Source organism: uncultured Microbacterium sp. (assembly GCF_947488465.1).
Classification (GTDB): Bacteria; Actinomycetota; Actinomycetes; order Actinomycetales; family Microbacteriaceae; genus Microbacterium.
Map to the genome: position 1 here is coordinate 103,594 of NZ_CANKZA010000005.1, position 19,470 is coordinate 123,063.

At 68.9% G+C, this 19,470-nt stretch carries 16 protein-coding genes and 1 pseudogene; 12 read left to right on the top strand and 5 right to left on the bottom strand.

Going from position 1 to position 19,470, the window contains the following annotated elements:
• Positions 1 to 38 precede the first annotated feature (38 nt).
• Genes Q0653_RS11720 through Q0653_RS11735 form a run of 4 tightly spaced genes read left to right on the top strand, consistent with a single transcriptional unit; the run spans position 39 to position 4,315 of the window.
• On the top strand, positions 39 to 1,343 hold the full coding sequence (locus Q0653_RS11720) for a TRAM domain-containing protein (RefSeq protein ID WP_298944718.1): 1,305 nt from the start codon (positions 39 to 41) through the stop codon (positions 1,341 to 1,343).
• Between the two features lie 32 nt (positions 1,344 to 1,375).
• Positions 1,376 to 2,041, top strand: coding sequence for a response regulator transcription factor (locus Q0653_RS11725; RefSeq protein ID WP_298743367.1), 666 nt, complete (start codon positions 1,376 to 1,378; stop codon positions 2,039 to 2,041).
• Positions 2,031 to 3,269, top strand: a complete 1,239-nt coding sequence (locus Q0653_RS11730) for an ATP-binding protein (RefSeq protein ID WP_298944719.1) — start codon at positions 2,031 to 2,033, stop codon at positions 3,267 to 3,269. Before Q0653_RS11725 ends, Q0653_RS11730 begins: the two co-directional genes overlap by 11 nt.
• Complete coding sequence (locus tag Q0653_RS11735; RefSeq protein ID WP_298944720.1) at positions 3,266 to 4,315, top strand: hypothetical protein; 1,050 nt, start codon at positions 3,266 to 3,268, stop codon at positions 4,313 to 4,315. Before Q0653_RS11730 ends, Q0653_RS11735 begins: the two co-directional genes overlap by 4 nt.
• 201 nt (positions 4,316 to 4,516) lie before the next feature.
• Here Q0653_RS11735 and Q0653_RS11740 read toward each other — a convergent pair whose 3' ends face one another.
• Together Q0653_RS11740 and Q0653_RS11745 are read right to left on the bottom strand one after the other, a co-directional pair.
• The gene (locus tag Q0653_RS11740) at positions 4,517 to 4,771 is read right to left on the bottom strand and encodes an acyl-CoA carboxylase subunit epsilon (RefSeq protein ID WP_298743361.1); all 255 of its coding nucleotides are present in this window, start codon (positions 4,769 to 4,771) and stop codon (positions 4,517 to 4,519) included.
• Positions 4,768 to 6,402: an acyl-CoA carboxylase subunit beta gene (locus tag Q0653_RS11745; RefSeq protein ID WP_298944721.1), complete on the bottom strand. Its 1,635-nt coding sequence runs from the start codon at positions 6,400 to 6,402 to the stop codon at positions 4,768 to 4,770. The genes Q0653_RS11740 and Q0653_RS11745 overlap by 4 nt, the downstream gene beginning before the upstream one ends.
• Before the next feature lie 59 nt (positions 6,403 to 6,461).
• Between Q0653_RS11745 and Q0653_RS11750 the strand changes: the two genes are divergently transcribed.
• The 7 genes from Q0653_RS11750 (at position 6,462) to Q0653_RS11780 (ending at position 15,783) form a co-directional block, all read left to right on the top strand.
• Positions 6,462 to 7,238, top strand: a complete 777-nt coding sequence (locus Q0653_RS11750; RefSeq protein ID WP_298944722.1) for a biotin--[acetyl-CoA-carboxylase] ligase — start codon at positions 6,462 to 6,464, stop codon at positions 7,236 to 7,238.
• A gap of 104 nt (positions 7,239 to 7,342) precedes the next feature.
• Complete coding sequence (locus tag Q0653_RS11755; protein WP_298944723.1) at positions 7,343 to 7,906, top strand: PH domain-containing protein; 564 nt, start codon at positions 7,343 to 7,345, stop codon at positions 7,904 to 7,906.
• Between the two features lie 40 nt (positions 7,907 to 7,946).
• Positions 7,947 to 9,065 carry a 5-(carboxyamino)imidazole ribonucleotide synthase gene (locus Q0653_RS11760; RefSeq protein WP_298944724.1) on the top strand — a complete coding sequence of 373 codons (1,119 nt, stop codon included), beginning with the start codon at positions 7,947 to 7,949 and terminating at the stop codon, positions 9,063 to 9,065.
• 129 nt (positions 9,066 to 9,194) lie between these two features.
• Complete coding sequence (gene purE / locus Q0653_RS11765) at positions 9,195 to 9,662, top strand: 5-(carboxyamino)imidazole ribonucleotide mutase (protein ID WP_298944851.1); 468 nt, start codon at positions 9,195 to 9,197, stop codon at positions 9,660 to 9,662.
• On the top strand, positions 9,659 to 11,110 hold the full coding sequence (locus tag Q0653_RS11770; protein WP_298944725.1) for an LCP family protein: 1,452 nt from the start codon (positions 9,659 to 9,661) through the stop codon (positions 11,108 to 11,110). The genes purE and Q0653_RS11770 overlap by 4 nt, the downstream gene beginning before the upstream one ends.
• Positions 11,111 to 11,113: 3 nt before the next feature.
• On the top strand, positions 11,114 to 12,226 hold the full coding sequence (locus Q0653_RS11775; RefSeq protein ID WP_298944726.1) for a glycosyltransferase: 1,113 nt from the start codon (positions 11,114 to 11,116) through the stop codon (positions 12,224 to 12,226).
• An 80-nt stretch (positions 12,227 to 12,306) separates the two neighbouring features.
• Positions 12,307 to 15,783 carry a hypothetical protein gene (locus Q0653_RS11780; RefSeq protein ID WP_298944727.1) on the top strand — a complete coding sequence of 1,159 codons (3,477 nt, stop codon included), beginning with the start codon at positions 12,307 to 12,309 and terminating at the stop codon, positions 15,781 to 15,783.
• A gap of 29 nt (positions 15,784 to 15,812) precedes the next feature.
• Here the strand turns inward: Q0653_RS11780 and Q0653_RS11785 are convergent, their stop codons facing one another.
• The 3 genes and pseudogenes from Q0653_RS11785 to rfbB all read right to left on the bottom strand — a co-directional run bounded on the left by Q0653_RS11785 (position 15,813) and on the right by rfbB (position 18,546).
• Positions 15,813 to 16,910 carry an NAD-dependent epimerase/dehydratase family protein gene (locus Q0653_RS11785; protein WP_298944853.1) on the bottom strand — a complete coding sequence of 366 codons (1,098 nt, stop codon included), beginning with the start codon at positions 16,908 to 16,910 and terminating at the stop codon, positions 15,813 to 15,815.
• Positions 16,896 to 17,551: pseudogene (locus Q0653_RS11790) on the bottom strand (dTDP-4-dehydrorhamnose 3,5-epimerase family protein); the annotation flags it as partial. The pseudogene Q0653_RS11790 and the gene Q0653_RS11785, both read right to left, overlap by 15 nt.
• Positions 17,548 to 18,546 (bottom strand): dTDP-glucose 4,6-dehydratase, encoded by a 999-nt coding sequence (rfbB, locus tag Q0653_RS11795; protein ID WP_298944728.1) that lies wholly within the window; start codon positions 18,544 to 18,546, stop codon positions 17,548 to 17,550. The pseudogene Q0653_RS11790 and the gene rfbB, both read right to left, overlap by 4 nt.
• 43 nt (positions 18,547 to 18,589) lie before the next feature.
• Here rfbB and rfbA point away from each other — a divergent pair, with 43 nt between their 5' ends.
• Positions 18,590 to 19,465, top strand: coding sequence for a glucose-1-phosphate thymidylyltransferase RfbA (gene rfbA / locus Q0653_RS11800; RefSeq protein ID WP_298944729.1), 876 nt, complete (start codon positions 18,590 to 18,592; stop codon positions 19,463 to 19,465).
• Positions 19,466 to 19,470 lie beyond the last annotated feature (5 nt).

The following is a 19,470-nucleotide window of genomic DNA, read 5'->3' on the forward strand; positions in this document are numbered from 1 at the left end:
GCGTTCCAGCGTAGGCGTGCGCGCACTAGCGTGGAGGGATGCAGCCCGGAGACCTCCTCGACCTCGACATCACGGATGTCGCCCACGGTGGCGTCTTCGTCGCCCGCCACGAGAACCGTGTCGTGTTCGTGCCCGACGCGATTCCCGGGGAGCGGATGCGGGTGCGGCTGACCGATGTCGGCAAAGCATCCTTCTGGCGGGCCGAAGCGGTCGAGGTGCTCGACGCATCGCCGCACCGCCAGCCGCACGTCTGGGGGGCTGCCGACATCGACACGCCCCCGGAGGAGCGTCCCGGTGGCGCCGATCTCGGCCATATCGAGCTCGGCCACCAGCGCGCGCTCAAGCAGCGCGTGCTCGAAGACGCGCTCCGGAGATTCGGAGGGATCGACGAGCCCCACGTCACGATGCGTGGACTCGACGGAGAGACCCCGGATGGTACGCAGTGGCGCACCCGGGTGAGCCTGCACGTGGATGAGTCCGGCCATATCGGCCCGTTCGCGGCGCGCAGCCATCGGGTGATCCCGGTAACCGATCTGCCGCTGGCGACCCGCGAGATCGAGGACGTCGCACGGGGTCTCGAGGGCTTCGAGCCCGGGCGCATCGACCTGGTCCAGCCCGCAGACGGCAGCGTGCGAGTGATCCTCCGGCCCGAGATCCCGCGCGCTCCCCGCCCCGCTCGGAGCAGAGGTGCACGCTCGGCACCCCGCCCGCCGCGCCCTCGGGTCGACCCGACCGCGCACGAGATCGTGACCGAGATCGTCGGTGGCCGCGCGTTCCGGGTGGATGCCGGTGGTTTCTGGCAGGTGCACCGCCTTGCGGCGGAGGCGCTGACCTCGGTCGTCCGCGCCGCGTTCTCGGGCGATGACCGAATCGACCCCGAAGCGCAGCACCTCGATCTCTACGGCGGTGTCGGCCTGTTCGCCGCGACGTTGGCGGAACTGGCCGGCGCGAGCGCGCAGGTCACCTCGGTCGAATCCGACGCGCGGGCCACCGAGCACGCGGGAGACAATCTCGCCGAGTGGGTCGGCGCTCGCGCCGAGACCGGCCGGGTCGACCGCTGGTTGGCGGCGCAGGCCGCCAGCGCCAGTCCGCGGGAGCGTGGTCGGCTGCGCCGCGGCGTCGTGCTGCTGGATCCGCCGCGGGCGGGGGCAGGGCGCGAGGTCGTCGAGCACATCGCGGGCATCGCGCCGGCATCCGTCGTCTACGTCGCGTGCGACCCGGTCGCGCTCGCTCGCGACATCGCGACATTCGCCTCGTTCGGCTATCGGCCCGAGCGGATCGACGCGCTCGACCTCTTCCCGAACTCGCACCACATCGAGACCGTCGCCGTCCTCTCTCGGTGATCTCCCGGGGTGGGCCTGGATAGGCTGGCCTGATGACACGGGTGGCGCTGATCGACGATCACGAGTCGGTGCGCCTGGGGCTGGAAGCCGCGTGTGCGCGCTCCGGCATCCACCAGGTGGTCTACTCGGGCAGTACCGTGCGGGCATACCTCGATTGGCGCACGTTCTCACGGGAAGTGCCGGCGGACGTCGTCGTCCTCGACCTCACTTTGGGCGACGGCACGACCGTGACGGAGAACGTCGGGCGGATCGTTCGCGACGGATCCCAGGTCATCATCCACAGCGTCGCCGACCGGCCTGCCGCCGTCCGGGAAGCATTGACGGCGGGCGCAGCCGGCGTCGTGAGCAAGGCCTCGCGCATCGACGATGTGATCTCGGCGATCGCCACGGTCGCCGCCGGAGAGCCCCTCGACAACGTCGAATGGGCCAGCGCCGTGGAGGGCGATCGCGCGTTCGCCGACGCGCAACTCTCGGCACGTGAGCGGGACGTCCTCCGTCTCTACGCCGCCGGGCTCCCGCTGAAGCTCGTCGCCGACCGCCTCGGTGTTGCGTACTCGACAGCGAAAGAGAACATCACGCGCGTGCGGGTCAAGTACGTCGAGGTGGGGCGTCCCGCACCGACGAAGGTGGACCTCCTCCGGCGTGCGATGGAGGACGGCCTGGTCGCCGGAGAAGCGAGCGGCGCGAGTGGCCGCTGACGCCCCCGCCATCGCGGTCGATCCCGCGGTGCGCCGTCCGCTCGGCGACATCTCGTCGGGTGCGGAGCGTTTCACCGAGCGCCGAGTCGAGCGCATCCTCGCCCTCGTCGTCGCGATCGGTTCGACCGTCCTGGGCGGGCAGTCATTCCTCAACGCACTCGGGTCGGTGCAGGAAGACCCTCGGTGGCACGGCCCCCTCCTCGTGGTCGTGTTCGTGCCGCTGACGGCGATGATCCTCGCGCTCTTCGGGGGATTCTTGACCCGGACCACCTCCACGGTCTTCGCCGTGGTGTTCCCCCTGGTCCTTCTCGTCTGGCCGCTCGCGACGGCCGGGCGAGAAACGGAAGCGTTCGGTCAGCCCTGGATCTGGTATCTCATCAACGTCGCTACGGTCGCCGCCGCGATGACGTTCCGCCTCTCGGCGCAGGTGGCGTGGGCGATCGGCATCCCCCTGATGTACGGCCTTGTGCGCGCCGTGCAACTCGGATTCGCGGTCGAGCACCTCACCCGCGTGGCCCTGGACGTCGTCTTCGCGATCATCCTGGCCAGCGTGCTCATGGCGATCGGATGGATGCTGCGCTCGGTCTCCGTGGGCATCGACGGTGCGCGGCGCGATGCCATCGCCTCGTACGCCGCGGCCGCCGCCGCCGATGCCACCGAGCAGGAGCGGGTCGCCGTGGCCGCGCTCATGCACGACAGCGTGCTCGCGGCGCTGATCGCCGCGGAGCGCGCGCGGAGCGAGCGAGAGCGGACGTTGGCCGTCTCGATGTCGCGCGATGCGCTCACCCGATTGGCCAACGCCGACCAAGACCCCGCGGAAGGGTCGGATGAGCCCGTGAGCCCCGACGTGATCGTTCGGGGCATCGAGTCGGCTGCGTCAGACCTGGGAGTCGAGATCGTCATCGACTCCGCCGTGGATGCGGCCTCCCCCGCCGTGCCGGGCCGCGTCGCGCGCGCCCTCGTGCTGGCAGCCATGCAGGCGCTCGCGAACTCCGTGCAGCACGCCACGGCGACCGGCCTGCGCGGAGACGTGATCGCCGACCGGGCCGGCGTCCGCATCCGGATCTCCGACTCCGGGGGCGGGTTCGATCCGTCCTCGGTGCCCGATGACCGTCTCGGCATCCGTGGATCGATCGTCGCGCGCACCGCCGCGGTCGGCGGGCGGGCGCGGGTGCACAGTGATGGGACGGGAACGATTGTCACCCTCGCGTGGGAGCACGCGCGATGACGGTCGCGATCCGCTCCGTGCTGACGGCTCTCGCGGTCGCATTCACCACGTATCTGGCGGTCGGGGCGCTCTTGTGGACCACGCCGCCGAGGCATCCCTGGCTCCTCGTCGCGGCGGTCGTCCTCTACCTGCTGACCACGTGGTTGTGCACGTTCTGGAATGTTCGACGTCCCGCGGGGGAGGTGGCACACGCGGTCATCGGTGGGCTGGGGCGCCGCTCGGTGCTTCCCGTGTGGGCCGCGGCGCTGAGCGTCTTGGTCGCTGCCGTCATTCCGTCGGCCACCTGGTTGGCAGCGGGGGAGAGCGCGCGCCTGGAGGGTTTCGCGACCTGGAGCCTCGGGGCCATCGGCGCGTTGATGTCGATCGTCATGGTGCGCCGTCGGCCGTGGGCGGCGTGGACGGGGATCGTGCTTCTGGCCGTCTCCGCGACGGCCTGGATCGGACTTGTGGATGCTTTGGCCTTCGGGCTCGTCGGAGCCGTGCTGTGGGTGGGGGTTGCCCAGTTGCTGACCTGGTTGGTCGAGCGCGCCGCGCGGGATACCGCCGAACTGACCGAGTTGGAGCGTGCGGCCTCGGAGTGGCTCGCCTCGCAAGAGGGCACGCGGCGCGAGCGTCGGACGCACATTCAGCGGGCGCTCTCGGTTGCCGGACCCGTGCTCGTCCGCACGATCGAGTCGGACGGCGGGCTCAGCGAGGACGAACGCGTCCAGGCGCGGATCGCCGAGGGGACTCTCCGCGACGATCTCCGGGGCCCTGCCCTCCTCGATGATGTCGTGCGCGAGCGGCTGGCTGACGCGCGGCGTCGCGGCGCCGCCGTGACCGTGCTCGATGAGGGTGGCCTCGATGGCGTGAGCGAAGCCGATCTCCTCCGCATCCGGCGGGAGCTCGCCGTCATCCTCGGCGGCGCGACCTCGGAGCGGGTGTACATCCGCGCGTCGACCCACGAAGATGTGGCGGTCACCGTCGTCGGCCGCTCTGCCGGCGACGACGGCGACGAGAGTGTGGATCTCTGGCACGAGATCCCGCGCCGGGGCGCCAGCGTCTGAGCGCCGAAGAAATGAGGAAGGCGAGGGGCGGCGGAACCGCACACCCCTCGCCTGAGCGAGTGGTTACCCGAAAACCGACTCGCAAAGGTCGATCTGCTCGAAGAGCATCTCGACCGAACGCAGAAGCGTTCCAGCAGTTCTAGTTTCGCGACCCATGGTCGCGTTGTCTGTAGGTACTTTGGGGGACATGGGTGTGGTCCGCTACCCGCCGAACCGGCCCCAGGCGATATCGCGACGCAGCGTCGGCCGCAGGGCGCGCGCCGAGATCTGCCACGCCGAGGTGAGCGGAGCGTCCTCTGTCACGGCCGCGGCGGCTTCGCCCTCATAGGCCTCCGTGACGACGGCCATGACCGCCGCGAGCTCTTCCGGAGTCGGCTCGCCGCTGAGCACGCGGAGGCGCACCGGCTCGGCGCCCGGCTCGCGGGGGGTCGAGCGCGCATCGCCCTGGCCGCTCATAGCGGAATGTTCCCGTGCTTCTTCGCGGGCAGGCTGGCGCGCTTGCCGCGGAGCGCGCGCAGGGCCTTGGCGACGTACACCCGGGTCTGAGCGGGTTCGATGATGCCGTCGAGCTCGCCACGTTCGGCTGCCAGGAACGGAGAGGCGACGTCGTAGGTGTACTCGTTGGCGAGGCGGGTGCGGACGGCGGCGACGTCCTCCCCGGCGTCCTCCGCCTTCTTGATCTCGCCGCGGTAGAGGATGTTGACGGCGCCCTGGCCACCCATGACCGCGATCTCGGCGGTCGGCCATGCGAGGTTGACGTCGGCGCCGAGCTGCTTGGAACCCATGACGATGTACGCGCCGCCGTAGGCCTTGCGGAGGATCACGGTCACGAGCGGCACCGTTGCTTCGGCGTAGGCATACAGGAGCTTCGCGCCGCGCCGGATGACACCCTCCCATTCCTGGTCGGTGCCGGGGAGATATCCGGGCACGTCGACGAGGGTCAAGATCGGGATGGAGAACGCGTCGCAGAACCGCACGAACCTGCTGGCTTTCTCGCCCGCCTGGATGTTGAGCGTTCCGGCCATCTGCGACGGCTGGTTGGCGATGATGCCGACCGTGCGCCCCTCGATCCGGCCGAAGCCGATCACGATGTTCGGCGCGAACAGCGGCTGCACCTCCAGGAAGTCCCCGCCGTCAGTGATGTGCGCGATGACCTGGTGGATGTCGTACGGCTGGTTCGGGGAGTCGGGGATCACCGTGTTGAGGACGCGATCGGCATCCGTCGTCTCCCACTCGAAACCGTTCTCGTAGACCGGGATCTCCGACATGTTGTTATCGGGCAAGAATCCGACCATGGTGCGGACGTAGTCGATCGCGTCGTCTTCGTCTTCGGCGAGGTAGTGCGCGACGCCCGAACGGGTGTTGTGCGTGTGCGCGCCACCGAGTTCTTCCATGCCGACGTCTTCGCCCGTGACGGTCTTGATGACGTCGGGGCCGGTGACGAACATCTGGCTCGTCTTGTCGACCATGACCACGAAGTCCGTGAGCGCGGGAGAGTAGACCGCACCGCCCGCCGCGGGGCCCATGATGAGCGAAATCTGTGGGATGACGCCGGACGCTGCGGTGTTCAGGCGGAAGATCTCGCCGTATTTGCCGAGGGCGACCACGCCTTCCTGAATGCGCGCGCCGCCGGAGTCGAGGATGCCGATGATCGGCATGCCGCCGCGGAGAGCGAACTCCATGACCTTGATGATCTTGTCGCCGGCGACCTCGCCGAGTGAGCCGCCGAAGGTCGTGAAGTCCTGGGAGTAGACCGCGACGGTGCGGCCGTGGATCGTCCCGACGCCCGTGACGACGGAATCGCCGTAGGGGCGCGCGCGATCCATCCCGAACGCGCTCGTGCGGTGGCGGACATACTCGTCGAGTTCGACGAAGGAACCCGGGTCGACGAGCAGCTCGATGCGCTCGCGCGCCGTCATCTTGCCCTTGGCGTGCTGCTTGTCGCGCGCGACGGTCTCGGCGTCGACGACCGCCTCCTGATAGCGCGCGCGGAGGTCGGCGATCTTGCCGGCGGTCGTGGACATGTCGAAGCTGTCGGTCACGCGTTCCACCCTAGCGACCGGGTCGCCTCGGACATGAGGGGACATCGACAACGCGATCCCGATTCCGCTGTGCACTCTCGCGGGGGCGGCGTAGGGTGGGGCGCATGTCTATGCCTCCCGAGGGATATCCGCGTGCCGCCGCCGTCAGCCCGCGCCTGCAGGTGATCGATCAGGTCGACTCGACCAACGCGAAACTCCTCCGAGATGCCGAGGCTGATGTCCACGGGCATCCGCACCTGTCGGTCCTACTCACCCGCGATCAGCGCGCCGGCCGCGGCCGGCTCGACCGGTCGTGGACGACGCCGGCCGGCTCGGCGCTCGCCGTCTCGGTCCTTCTGCGGGTGAGTGCCGTCGCCACCGCCGACCGGGGCTGGATTCCGCTGATCGCCGGCGCCGCCATGACCCGGGCGATCGCCGCACAACTCACGGGGCTCCCGGTGACGCTCAAGTGGCCCAACGATGTGCTCGTGGACCGGCAGAAGATCTGCGGCATCCTGGCGGAGGTGTTGCCGTCGGATCCGCACGTCGTGATCGTCGGGGCCGGAGTGAACACCTCGATGGTGGCCGCGGATCTGCCCGTCACGACCGCGACGTCGTTCGCCGCGCTCGGTCGCGAGGCCGACGAGGACCGGCTTCTTGCCGATTATCTGACGTTCCTCCGGGACGACATCGCGACGCTCGCCGTCCACGGGGGTGCGGCCGTGGCGCCGGCCGTCTCGGCGCTGTGCGCGACGATCGGCGCCGACGTCGCGGCATCTCTGCCGGACGGCACCGTGCTGCACGGCCGCGCGGAGCGCCTGGACGCGGAAGGCCGCCTGGTTCTCGCCGCGGACGGGGTCGAATCGGTCATCGCTGCGGCCGACATCGTGCATCTGCGCTGATTCGCGCGTGACGCCTACAGGATGAATCGTCGTTTTGCGGGTCGATCCGGCGTTTCCTGGCCGGTCGAGCCTGTAAACGGCACGCGGATGGGCACAATGGACCCGTGACCCAGCCGACGGCCTACCAGGGACGCCCCGTCACGCCCGCTCCGGGCAGCGCGGCGGCGGAGCTGCGCGTCGCGCGCCTGCGCGCGCACGCCCGGCGCCTGCTGTGGTCGGCGCTCGTGCTCATTGCGGTGGCCGCCGCGGTCGGCTACTTCTGGCAGAACCTCCCGGCTCCGTTCGAGGACTGGATGCTGTGGACCGCCGCCGGACTCATCGTCCTGCTGCTCGTCGTGGTGCCCTACGTCCGGTGGCTGTCGCACACCTACACGATCACCACGCGGCGCGTGATCGAGCGGTCGGGATTCTTCGGCCGCCGCCGCAGCGAACTCAGCCACGCCCGCGGCTACGCCATCTCTGAGCGACGCGGGCCGCTGCAGCGGCTCTGGGGAGCGGGGACCCTGACCCTCACCGGCGCGGACCGCACGCTTCGGCTCGCGAACGTCCCCTCCGTGCGACTGGTCCACGAGACGCTTGCCGATCAGGTCGAGGTGAGCCAGATCCTCGCCCACCGCGATTCGCACAGCATCCCGATCATGCCCGGCGATCCACCTCCGCTGCCCTGACGGGACGGCGTGCCCCTCGCGGACCTGGGAAGATGGCTGCATGGCACTGACTCTGGGAATCGTCGGCGGCGGACAATTGGCGCGCATGATGATCGCGCCGGCGGTCGAACTCGGCATCGACGTGCGGGTGCTCGCTGAGGAGCCCGGAATGTCGGCGCAGATCGCGGCGACGGCGACGGGCGACTACCGCGACCTCGAGACCGTCCGCGCGTTCGCGCAGGATGTCGACGTCGTCACCTTCGACCACGAGCACGTCCCGCAGCACGTCTTGCGCGCGCTCGTCGCCGAGGGGATCGCCGTCCATCCCGGGCCCGATGCGCTCCAGTACGCGCAGGACAAGCTCGTCATGCGCGCACGCCTCGCCGAGCTCGGCATGCCGCAGCCGGAGTGGGCTGAGATCACGGATGCCGCCGGCCTCCAGGCTTTCCTCGACTCGCACGGCGGGCGGGCCGTGATCAAGACTCCGCGCGGCGGCTACGACGGCAAGGGAGTCCGCGTGGTGTCGACGCCGGAGGATGCCGCGGACTGGCTCGCGGACGGCACACCGCTGCTGGTCGAAGAGCTCGTGGACTTCACGCGCGAGCTCGCCCAGCAGGTCGCGCGGCGCCCGTCGGGGCAGATCGTCACCTATCCCGTCGTCGAGACCGTGCAGCGCGGCGGTGTCTGCGCCGAAGTGATCGCCCCCGCGCCGCACGCGACCGGCCGCCTCGCCGAGGTCGCCGCGCAGATCGGCGAAGCGATCTCCGAGGGGCTCGGCGTCACCGGGATGCTCGCCGTGGAACTGTTCGAGACGGCGGATGAACGCATCCTCGTCAACGAGCTCGCGATGCGCCCGCACAACTCCGGCCACTGGGGCCAGGACGGCGCGATCACCGGGCAATTCGAGCAGCACGTCCGGGCGGTGCTCGACCTGCCGCTCGGAGACCCCGGCATCCGGCAGCCGTGGTCGGTCATGGTCAACATCCTGGGCGGACCGGCGGCGGACACCCTTGAGAGCCGCCTGCCGGCGGCGCTCACCGCCCACCCGTCGGCCAAGGTCCACACGTACGGCAAGGCGCCGCGCCCAGGCCGCAAGGTCGGCCACGTGAACGCCGCCGGCGACGATCTGGACGCCGTGGTCTACGAGGCCCGCTCGGCTGCCGCCTGCTTCGGCGACTGACGCGCGGCCGGGGATCCAGCCGCCGGCCGGGGTTGCGTGGCGCTCCGGGATTCTTCCAGCCGAGCCGCCTACCCTGGACGGGTGACCCGCGCCCTGCATTCCTCAGACTCTCCTCTCGTCGGCGTCGTCATGGGCTCCGACTCGGACTGGCGGATCATGAGCGACGCCTCGCAGGCGCTGACGGAGTTCGGCGTCGCGCACGAGGTCGAGGTCGTCTCGGCGCACCGCACGCCCGACAAGCTGTTGAGCTACGGCCGCGAGGCGCGATCGCGCGGACTCAAGGTCATCATTGCGGGCGCCGGGGGAGCAGCGCACCTGCCGGGGATGCTGGCCTCGCTGACCGCGTTGCCGGTGATCGGTGTGCCCGTCCAACTCGCCACCCTCGACGGCATGGATTCGCTCCTCAGCATCGTGCAGATGCCCGCCGGCATCCCGGTGGCGACGGTGTCGATCAACGGCGCGAAGAACGCCGGACTGCTCGCGGCACGCATCCTCGCGACGGGTGATGACCGCCTCGCAGACCGCGTCGAGGAGTACGCGCGCACGCTCGAGGCTCAGGTGGACGAGAAGAACCGTCGGCTGAAGGACTCCCTGTGACGTTGGCACCGCCGCGGTCGGGAACGCGGCCGGCTCCGCTCATCGAGACGCAGCCGATGCGCCGACCGGATGCGTCGTCGCCCGCCATGATGACCCGCCGGGCCTGGTGGCTCGTGGCGCTGAACTTCCTCATCCCCGGATCGGCGCAGATCCTCGCCGGCTCGCGGCGCCTGGGGCGCATCGGCCTCACCGCGACGCTCGTGATGTGGACGGTCGCGCTGCTGGCGCTGCTGACCTCTCTCCTCTGGCCGACGCTGCTCTATTCGCTCGCCAACGGAGCGGCGCTCCTCGTCGTCCAGCTCGTGCTGCTCGCCTACGCCGTGCTCTGGCTCGTCCTCACGATCGACACGTTGAGGCTCGTCCGCTTCGTCAAGGTCAGCGGCTGGTCGAAGGCCGGTGCGGCGGTGGTCGCGATCGTCGGCCTCGTCCTCTCCAGCGGTGGTGCGGTCTACGCGGCGCAGTCGCTCATCGGGCCGGCCCGCGAGGCGCTCGCCACGATCTTCGGCAACAGCGGCCCGTCCGTCCCGCCGTCCGACGGCTACTACAACATCCTGCTCTTGGGTGCCGACAGCGGCCTCGGCCGCGACTCCATGCGCTTCGACAGCATCTCGGTCGTCTCCGTCAACGCCGATAGCGGCGCGGTGACGATCACCGGCATCCCGCGCGATATGCAGAACGCCCCCTTCGCTGAGGGGCCCATGCAGGATCTCTATCCGAATGGGTTCGAGGGGCACGTGTCGCAGACGTGCGGCTGGGCCGCCGGCATGAACCAGCTGACCAACGCCGTCGAGGTCTGCCAGCCCGATCGCGGCGAGAGCATCTACCCGGATGCCGCCGATCAGGGTTCGTCGCCCGCGATCGAAGCCACGAAGGATGCCGCATCCGGGGTCCTCGGCATCGAGATCCCCTATTACGTCTTCGTCGACATGAAGGGTTTCGCCGATATCGTCGACGCGCTCGGTGGGGTCGACATCACCGTCACCGAGCGTCTGCCGGAGGGCGGCGGACCCACGTATGAGGGCGAGCCCGCGGCGGACTGGGCGACCGGCTGGATCGAAGCCGGACCGCAGCACATGGACGGCGACACGGCGCAGTGGTACGCGCGCTCTCGCTACACGACGAGCGACTGGGACCGCATGCGTCGCCAGCGCGAGCTGCAGCAAGCGATCCTCGCGCAGGCGACCCCGGCAAACGTGCTCGTGCGCTTCCAGGAGGTCGCCGCGGCGGGGGAGGATCTCGTCCAGACCGACATCCCCGAGTCGCTCCTGCCGTTCCTGACCGGGCTTGCCGTCAAGGCGAAGGAGCAGCCGGTCACGACGATCGAGCTCACTCCTGAGGGTGCGGGGGTTGACCCGGATGCGCCGACTGTCGACGACTGGGCGCTCGTGCGCGATCTGATGCAGACGACGCTGCACCCGCCCACCGCGACCCCGGCCCCGGAGGGGTGAGGCATGACCGCGACGCTGCACGTCGTGCTCGACCAGGTCGTTGCGCGGACGGATGCCGACCTCGCCACCGCATCGCGGGAACTCGCCCGTGAACTCGTGCGCACGGCGCCGGCCGGGTGCGAGGTCGCCGCGGTCGTCCCCGCGGGGCCGGATGCCGCAGCCACCCTCGAACGGGAGGTCCCGGGCCTGTCCGACATCACCCGAATGACACTGCCGCGCCGCGAACTCGCCGCCGCGTGGCAGTTGGGTGTGCCGTCGGGGGCACCTCGGGGCATGGTCCACTCGCCGACGATCCTTGCGCCGCTCGTCAAGCACGACCGCATCCACGATCACGATCAGACCGTGGTCACCCTGTGGGATCTCGCCGCATGGGAGCACCCGGAAGAACTCTCGAAGATGGCGGTCGCGTGGCATCGGGGCATGCTCAAGCGCGCGGCGAAGCACGCCGATGCGGTGGTCGTCCCGACCCACGCGCTCGCGGATCGGCTCGGCGAGATCGCGCGACTGGGTGAGCGCATCCGGGTCATCCCGGGCGCCGCGCCGGTGGGTTTCTCCGTGCCGACCGACGAGGTCGGACGTCGGCGCGCCCTGGATGTGCCGAGCGGATGCCTGGTCGTTTCCGGCGGGTCCGCCCCGTCCGCGCGGCTGGATGCGGCCTTCGCCGCGATCGCCGAGGCCGGGTCTGACCTGCCCGTGGTTGTGCTCGATGTGCCCGACGGCGACGAGCCTGCGGTGGATGACCTCGCGACGGCTGCGAGTCTGCAGCCGGGTCGGGTCACCGTTCGACGCGCGCTGGATGCCGCCGATCGCGCAGCCATCCTGGCGGATGCCGTCGCGCTGCTCGCGCCGCGGACCGACAGCACCTACCCGTGGCGCGTGATCGAGGCGCTGGCTCTCGGGGTGCCGATCGTCGCGGCGGACAGTGCGGTGCACAGCGAGGTCATCCTCGACGGCGGTCTGCTCGCCGACGAGGGGGGGATGAGCGCGGCTCTGGCGACGGCGCTTGCCTCGAGCGATGCCGTCGAGCGCCTCGCGGTTCTCTCGGGAGACCGCGGTCGTGCCTTCTCCTGGACCGGCGCGGCCGAGCGTGTGTGGCAGCTGCACGCCGACCTCTGAGGATGCTTTGAGCGGCGTGTCTCGGGCGTGTCGTTCGATCTTTGGTGGTATCAGGCGTTGACTTCAGTAACAATGGTCACATGATCCCCCGAATCATCATTCGCTCATCCGGCCGCGCCCGCCCGGTGCCCAGCCTGGCTGGCGCGGTGATCGCGATGATCGCGCTCGTCGGATCTCTGCTCGTCGCGAGCCCAGCGCATGCCGCCGTCGGCGCCGACATCGAGCAGGCGGTTCAGCCCGCGTCGCAGGCGGTCGATTCGGGGATCGTCAAGACCGCCGCGGTGGTCGGCTTCAACGCGGAGAACATCATCTCCGACGCGCTGTTCTATGACAACGCGGCCATGACTGCCGCGGAGATCCAGGCCTTCCTCGACGCCAAGATCGGCACCTGCAACAACGGAAAATGCCTCAACGTTCTCAACGCGGGGATCTCGTCGCGGGGAGAGGTGAGGTCACAGTCCACCGGAAACCTCATCTGCTCGGCGATCCAGGGGGGCACCATGAAGGTGTCCGAACTGATCTACCGCGTGCAGGTCGCCTGCGGGATCTCGGCCAAGGTCATCCTCGTCACGCTCCAGAAAGAGCAGGGGCTGACGACCAGCAAGGCCCCGTCGGACTGGAACCTCTCGGCCGCGATGGGGGCATCGTGCCCCGACACCGCGCCCTGCGACCCGGCGTTCGCCGGAGTGGGCCCGCAGATCCTCAAGGGCACCCAGCAGCTCATGACGTACAAGGCTGCGCGATTCGGCAAGCAACCCGGCGTCAACTTCATCGGCTACAGCCCCAACTCGGCGTGCGGTGGCACGAACCTGAACATCCAGAACTACGCCACGGCGGCGCTGTACACCTACACGCCGTATCAGCCGAACGCGGCAGCGCTCGCGGCCGGCTTTGGGCTCGGCAACGCATGCTCCGCCTACGGCAACCGCAACTTCTACAACTACTACACCCAGTGGTTCGGCTCGACGCAGGGCGACGTGCTGCAGATCCTGCACGTGACGGGCACTTCTGACCGGTACATCGTCAGCGGTGGCTCGCGCTGGCGACTGGCGACCGCGGAGATCGCCGCCCAGTTCACCTGGATCGCGAGCCCTCGCCAGGTCGCTGCGTCTGAGCTGAGTGCCTACACCGACAAGGGTGACGCCAAGCGAGGCATCAAGACGCGCGCCGGCATTGCGTACCTCCTTGACAGTGGCCAGCGTCTGCGGGTGCACGATATCGCCCAAGTGGGCGACCTCGGATGGGACTACAGCTCCCTCCCGGTTGCGGATGACTCGCAAGTCGAGCGCTATCCGGATGCCGGCTACCTTGCGCGCGTCATCACATCCGGAGGGCCCACGTGGCTCATCCAGAGCGGATCGCGGCGCGAGGTCGTCGATGTGAATCTGCTGCCACGGTTCGGTATCCCCGCGACGGTATCGCGGGTCTCCGCAGCGATGATCGCCGACTACGCCGCGACGGCGCCGGTCACCGCAGTCGGCGTGTATCGCGATGCAACGAACCCGTACCGGATGCAGACCGATGCCGGCGTCTACGGAGTGCCGGACGCCGCGAGCGGAACCGCGATCGCTCGCAGTGCACGGGAACTCACGGCGGAGTCGTTCGCGATGCTGACCTCGTCCTCGACGATGCCGATTCGGATGACGTCGGGTGGCCGCTCGTACGTCATGGTGGACGGCGGCTGGCTCGAGGTGAACGCAGCCGACTATCCCGCGACGTTGCCGTTCACGACACTGCCCGCGGGGGCGGCCGCGGGGCTCCCGACCGCGGGCCAGGTGAACGGTCCGCATTTCGTCCGCGAACGCTCGGACAGTCAGACGTATCTCGTGTCGTGGGGCACCCTCCAGGCCGTCTCTGCGGCGGATCAGGCCTGGGTCACGCGCACGTACGGCGTGAGCTCACGCGTGTGGCCGGTGCTCGACGGCGCCATCGGAGATGCGACCTCCGCCGAGGGTGTCGTGCGCACCGCTGCCGGCGTGAATTACCTGCTGGACGGTTCGCGCGCCTATCGACTGCGCGACTGCACGCAGGTCGCGGATTGGGGCGGGGAGTGCACCACGTCGCGGACGATCACGCCTGTGGAGCTCGCGCAGTATGCGATCGTCGGCACGCTCTCGTACCTGGTCCGCACGCCCGCGGGCACGGTCTGGCTTCCGCAGAGCGGGCAGATGCGGCAAGTGCTGGACCCTGCGATTCTCTCGATCTACGGAATCCCAGCGACGACGAGCGCGGTATCGTCCGCGACGGCAGCCCGCCTGCCGGTCGGCGTGCCCGTTTTGGCCGCGGGTGTCTACTCCGACGGCGGCGCCGCTCGCACCCTCGTGACGTCGAGCGGACAGTATTCGTTGACCGTTGATCAAGCCACCGGTGTCGTCGCGAGCGCCGTGCGCAAGCTGACCCCCCAGAGCTTCGGCATGCTGTCGGTCACGGCACCGCTTGCGTCGCGTATGCGCAGTGACGCGCGTTCCTTCGTGCTGACGCAGGAAGGATGGCTGGAGGTGCCGTCGGCGACCTACGGCGGTGACGCGGCGTTCACGGCGCTGTCCTCGCGCGCCTACGTCGGCATTCCGATCGCGGCGAACGAGCCGCGGCCGCACTTCGTGCGCGATGCCGCCAGTGGGCAGGAGTTCCTGGTCTCGAGTGGAGCAGCTCAGGTCGTCAGTGGAGCCGCGGAGCGGGCCGCTATCACGGCGCGGTACGGCGTGCCGCCGAAAGTGTGGGTGCTCGTTGCGGGAGCTCTTTCCGGGGTCACGATCTCCTACGACCTGATGGTCAAGAGTGACAGTGGTGAGGTCTTCCTCATGGACGGCAACACGCGCTACCGCACGTCCGGATGCGCCGCTGCGGCGGACTTCGGCAAGGACTGTGCGTCACTGCGCGTCATCACGGCGGCCCAGCTGTCGACCACCCGCGACGGCGGTGCACTCGCGGGGCTCCTCCGCTCGCCCGACGGCTACTCCTGGCTCATCCAGAGCGGCACGAAGCGCGAAGTCCCCGACCCCCGGGTGCTCGCCGCCTATGGGATCGGAACCGCGGCGACACCGGTGTCCGCGAACGTGCTCAATCAGATCCGCCTCGCCGCCCCCGTCGTCGGCGTGGGCATGTACGACGATCGCGCGGGAGACGTCCGCGTCATCACGGGAGCGGGACGCACGTTCGCCGTGCCTGCGGCGTCGCGCATCGGCACGGTGACAGCGGGTGCCTGGAAGATCTCGCCGGCATCCGTGGATCTGATCGGGACTGAGGGTGACCTTCCGACCCGGATCGACACCGGATCGGGCACCTTCATCCTCACGGGTGAAGGATGGCTCGCCGTGAACAGGTCCGACTACGCGCCGCTGTCCTTCACTGCCATCGGTTCGCGGGGCTCGGAAGGCGTCCCAGCGGCCGGCGCAGAGCTCCGCCCGCACTTCATCCGCGAACAGCCCGGCGACCCGGTCTACTTGGCGTCGGGTGGCCTCATGAACGCGGGGGACAGCGCGTCACGCGCCTGGATCTCTGCAACCTACGGGGTTGCCGCGAAGGTGTGGGTCGTGCCGGCGGCCGCGCTGAGGTGACCTGAACGCGGGCGGAAGACCGGGCGGGACTACTTCAGAAGCTTGCGCTCTGCCATCTCCGCCAGGGAACGCTCGTACCCGTCCGTCTCGAGAGGCTGAGTGAGTACCCACTCCGCGAAACGGCGGATGCCGACCTCGAACGGCACGGCGGCCGTGAACCCGAGGGTCTGCCGGATGCGCGTCGTATCGGCGACATTGTGCCGGATGTCTCCGAGTCGGAAGTTCCCCGAGACCGAGACGGGAACCTCGGTCCCGAATGCGAGGATGAGCGCGTCGACGACCTCGCGCACCGTGGTCTGCACGCCGGAGCCGACGTTGAACGTGTGTCCGGCGGCCCGGGGGTCGACGCACGCCAGGAAGGTTGCCTCCACCACATCGTCGACATAGACGAAGTCGCGGCTCTCGAGGCCGTCCTCGAAGATGTTGATGGCCTTTCCCTGGCGGATGAGGGTCGAGAAGATCGAGAGGATCCCGGTATACGGGTTCTTCAGCGACTGGCCAGGCCCGTACACGTTCTGGTAGCGCAACGCGACGGACTCCACCCCGAGTGTCGGCGCGGCGGTCATGATGAGCGCTTCCTGCGACTGCTTCGTGATCCCGTAGACCGAAGACGGATGCAGGAGCGCGGTCTCCGGGGTCGGGATGAGAGTGAGCGCATCGCCCGCCGTGACGTGGACGTCGAAATCACCCGACGCCATCGCGTCTGAAGAACGGTGCGGGGGAAAGACGGTCGTTCCGTCCTCCGTCTCGTAGGCGCCCTCGCCATATACCGATCGCGACGATGCGATCACGACGCGCCGCACGGAGTGGGGTTCGTTCGCCAGGAGATCGAGCAGCTTGCCGGTGCCGCCGACGTTGGTCTCGACGTAGCGAGAAATCTCGTACATCGACTGGCCGGTGCCGGTTTCGGCGGCCAGATGGACGACGACGGTCGCGTCGACGAGGGCGGCGCGAAGATCGTCCTCGGATGTCACTGTGCCCACACGGACGTCCGCGATGTCCGCGACCGACCTCAGAAGCGCGGAGGTCTCATGCGGTGCGTCTCCATGCACTTGCGCGACCAGCGAGTCGAGGATGGTGACGCGGTGCCCGGCGTCGACGAGGCGCCGTGTCAGAGCCGATCCGATGAAGCCGGCGCCGCCGGTGATGAGCACATTTTCGGGCATGCAGGAACTCCTGTGGCGTGGATGGAGGGTGAGTGTCAGACAGTGATCGGTGTCACCGCGCCGAGGCGGGGGTGATTGCGATCCTTCTCCGACACGTCGGCCTGGTCGAGTGAGATCGGCCACGGCACGGCGGTGGTCTCGTCGGCCAGGTTCAAGAAGGTGTACTCGGCTTGCGGCGTCCAGTGGTCGTTGACCAGGTAGGTGTAGGCGGTGTCCGCTTCGAGGGTTTGGAATGCGTTGCCGACGCCTCGGGGGACGAAGATCGCCATCGATGGATCGATCGTCGCGGTGAACAGGCGCCCGAAGCCTTCACCGGCGCGCAGGTCGACCCAGGCGCCGAACACACTGCCGGTCGCGACCGAGATGAACTTGTCCCAGGGTTCCGCGTGAATGCCGCGGGTGGTTCCCGCGTTGCGGTTGAACGAGATGTTGTTCTGGACGGGTCCGAGGTCGGGCAGGCCCAGAGCCATCATCTTCTCCCGCTGCCAGTTCTCCTTGAACCAGCCCCGGTTGTCGCCGTGCACGGGGATGTCGAAGAGGGTCAAGCCGGGGATCGACGTGTCGTGTGCTGCGAGCGCTTTGCCATACTCCACGGCGGTCACTGCCCCACGGTCGCGTACTTGGCCTCGGCTTCGGCCTTCTGGGGGCGCCACCACTCCTCGTTGTCCTGGTACCAGGCCACCGTCGCCGCGATGCCCGCGCTGAAGTCACGGTATGTCGGCTCCCAGCCCAGCTCAGTGCGGAGCTTCGACCAGTCGATCGCGTAGCGCAGGTCGTGACCGGGCCGATCGGTGACGAGGTCGTAGTCATCGGCCGGGCGACCCATGGTCTGCAGGATGATCTCCACGACGTCGCGGTTGGATTTCTCGCCGTCGGCGCCGATGAGGTAGGTCTCACCGATGCGACCACGCTCGAGAATGCGCAGGACGGCCGAGGAGTGGTCGTCGGCGTGGATCCAGTCCCGCACGTTGCGTCCGTCGCCGTAGAGGCGGGGGCGTACCCCGTCGATGAGGTTCGTGATCTGGCGCGGAATGAACTTCTCGACGTGCTGTCGAGGACCGTAGTTGTTGGAGCAGTTGCTGATCGTTGCGGCGACGCCGAACGACCGCACCCATGCTCGGACGAGGAGATCCGAACCGGCCTTCGTCGACGAGTACGGGCTGGAAGGGTTGTAGGGCGTCTGCTCGGTGAACCGCTCCGGGTCATCGAGTTCGAGATCGCCGTATACCTCGTCCGTCGAGATGTGGTGGTAGCGCACACCGGTGGCACGCGCGGCCTCAAGCAACGTGAAGGTGCCCACGAGGTTCGTCTGGACGAAAGGCGCCGGCCCGCTCAGCGAGTTGTCGTTGTGGGACTCCGCCGCATAGTGAACGACGGCATCGTGCTCGGCGAACAGACCCGTCACCAGATCCGCGTCGCAGATGTCTCCTTCGACGAACCGGAAGCGATCCGCCGGCAAGTCCTTCAGCGAGGCGAGGGAGCCCGCGTACGTGAGCTTGTCGAGCACGGTGACCGACTTGTCGGTGTTCTCGAGAATGTAGTGCACGAAATCGGAGCCGATGAAGCCGGCGCCGCCGGTGACGAGGAGTTTATCCATGAGGGGGAGTTTACCGGTCGGCGGCGTGTGAGAAACTGGACACATGCGCGGCATTGTTCTGGCAGGTGGCACGGGATCCCGGTTGCACCCGATCACGCTCGGGATCTCTAAGCAACTCGTACCGGTGTACGACAAGCCGATGATCTACTACCCGTTGTCGACCTTGATGCTGGCGGGTATCCGCGACATCCTCGTGATCACGACACCGCACGATGCCGAACAGTTCGAGCGTCTCCTCGGAGACGGATCGCAGTTCGGGATCTCGCTCACGTACGCGCAGCAGCCGTCGCCGGACGGCCTGGCACAGGCATTCGTGATCGGTGAAGAGCACATCGGCTCTGACACGGCCGGGCTCGTCCTCGGCGATAACATCTTCTACGGACCCGGCATGGGAACGCGGTTGCGCCGCTACGAGTCCCTCACGGGCGCGGCGGTCTTCGGATACTGGGTCGCTGACCCCACCGCGTATGGGGTGGTCGAGTTCGACGGCACCGGACGAGCGCTCACGCTCGAGGAGAAGCCCGCGAACCCCCGCAGCCACTTCGCGATCCCCGGGCTCTACTTCTATGACAACAACGTCGTCGAGATCGCGAAGGACCTCAAGCCCTCCGCCCGCGGCGAGCTGGAGATCACCGACCTGAACCGCGTCTACCTGGAGCGCGGCGAACTGCAGGTCGAAGTGCTGCCTCGCGGCACCGCCTGGCTCGACACGGGGACGTTCGATTCGCTGAGCGAGGCCACCGAGTTCATCCGCACCGTGCAGAAGCGCCAAGGCCTGTCGATCGGAAGCCCCGAGGAGGTCGCGTGGCGGCTCGGGTTCCTCACCGACGACGAGTTGCGCGTGCGCGCTGAGCCCCTCGTCAAGAGTGGGTACGGCGCTTACCTGCTCGCGATCCTCGCACAGGGACGCGACGCGTAGGCCAG

What these genes read in the sequence shown, in the direction of transcription:
- Q0653_RS11745 (WP_298944721.1), bottom strand. Translation starts at nt 6,402, where the DNA reads ATGTCCCCTCATGTCCGAGGCGACCCGGTCGCTAGGGTGGAACGCGTG.
- Q0653_RS11725 (WP_298743367.1), top strand. Translation starts at nt 1,376, where the DNA reads ATGACACGGGTGGCGCTGATCGACGATCACGAGTCGGTGCGCCTGGGG.
- Q0653_RS11775 (WP_298944726.1), top strand. Translation starts at nt 11,114, where the DNA reads ATGACCGCGACGCTGCACGTCGTGCTCGACCAGGTCGTTGCGCGGACG.
- Q0653_RS11780 (WP_298944727.1), top strand. Translation starts at nt 12,307, where the DNA reads ATGATCCCCCGAATCATCATTCGCTCATCCGGCCGCGCCCGCCCGGTG.
- Q0653_RS11740 (WP_298743361.1), bottom strand. Translation starts at nt 4,771, where the DNA reads ATGAGCGGCCAGGGCGATGCGCGCTCGACCCCCCGCGAGCCGGGCGCC.
- Q0653_RS11750 (WP_298944722.1), top strand. Translation starts at nt 6,462, where the DNA reads ATGTCTATGCCTCCCGAGGGATATCCGCGTGCCGCCGCCGTCAGCCCG.
- purE (WP_298944851.1), top strand. Translation starts at nt 9,195, where the DNA reads ATGGGCTCCGACTCGGACTGGCGGATCATGAGCGACGCCTCGCAGGCG.
- Q0653_RS11720 (WP_298944718.1), top strand. Translation starts at nt 39, where the DNA reads ATGCAGCCCGGAGACCTCCTCGACCTCGACATCACGGATGTCGCCCAC.
- Q0653_RS11735 (WP_298944720.1), top strand. Translation starts at nt 3,266, where the DNA reads ATGACGGTCGCGATCCGCTCCGTGCTGACGGCTCTCGCGGTCGCATTC.
- Q0653_RS11760 (WP_298944724.1), top strand. Translation starts at nt 7,947, where the DNA reads ATGGCACTGACTCTGGGAATCGTCGGCGGCGGACAATTGGCGCGCATG.
- rfbA (WP_298944729.1), top strand. Translation starts at nt 18,590, where the DNA reads ATGCGCGGCATTGTTCTGGCAGGTGGCACGGGATCCCGGTTGCACCCG.
- rfbB (WP_298944728.1), bottom strand. Translation starts at nt 18,546, where the DNA reads ATGGATAAACTCCTCGTCACCGGCGGCGCCGGCTTCATCGGCTCCGAT.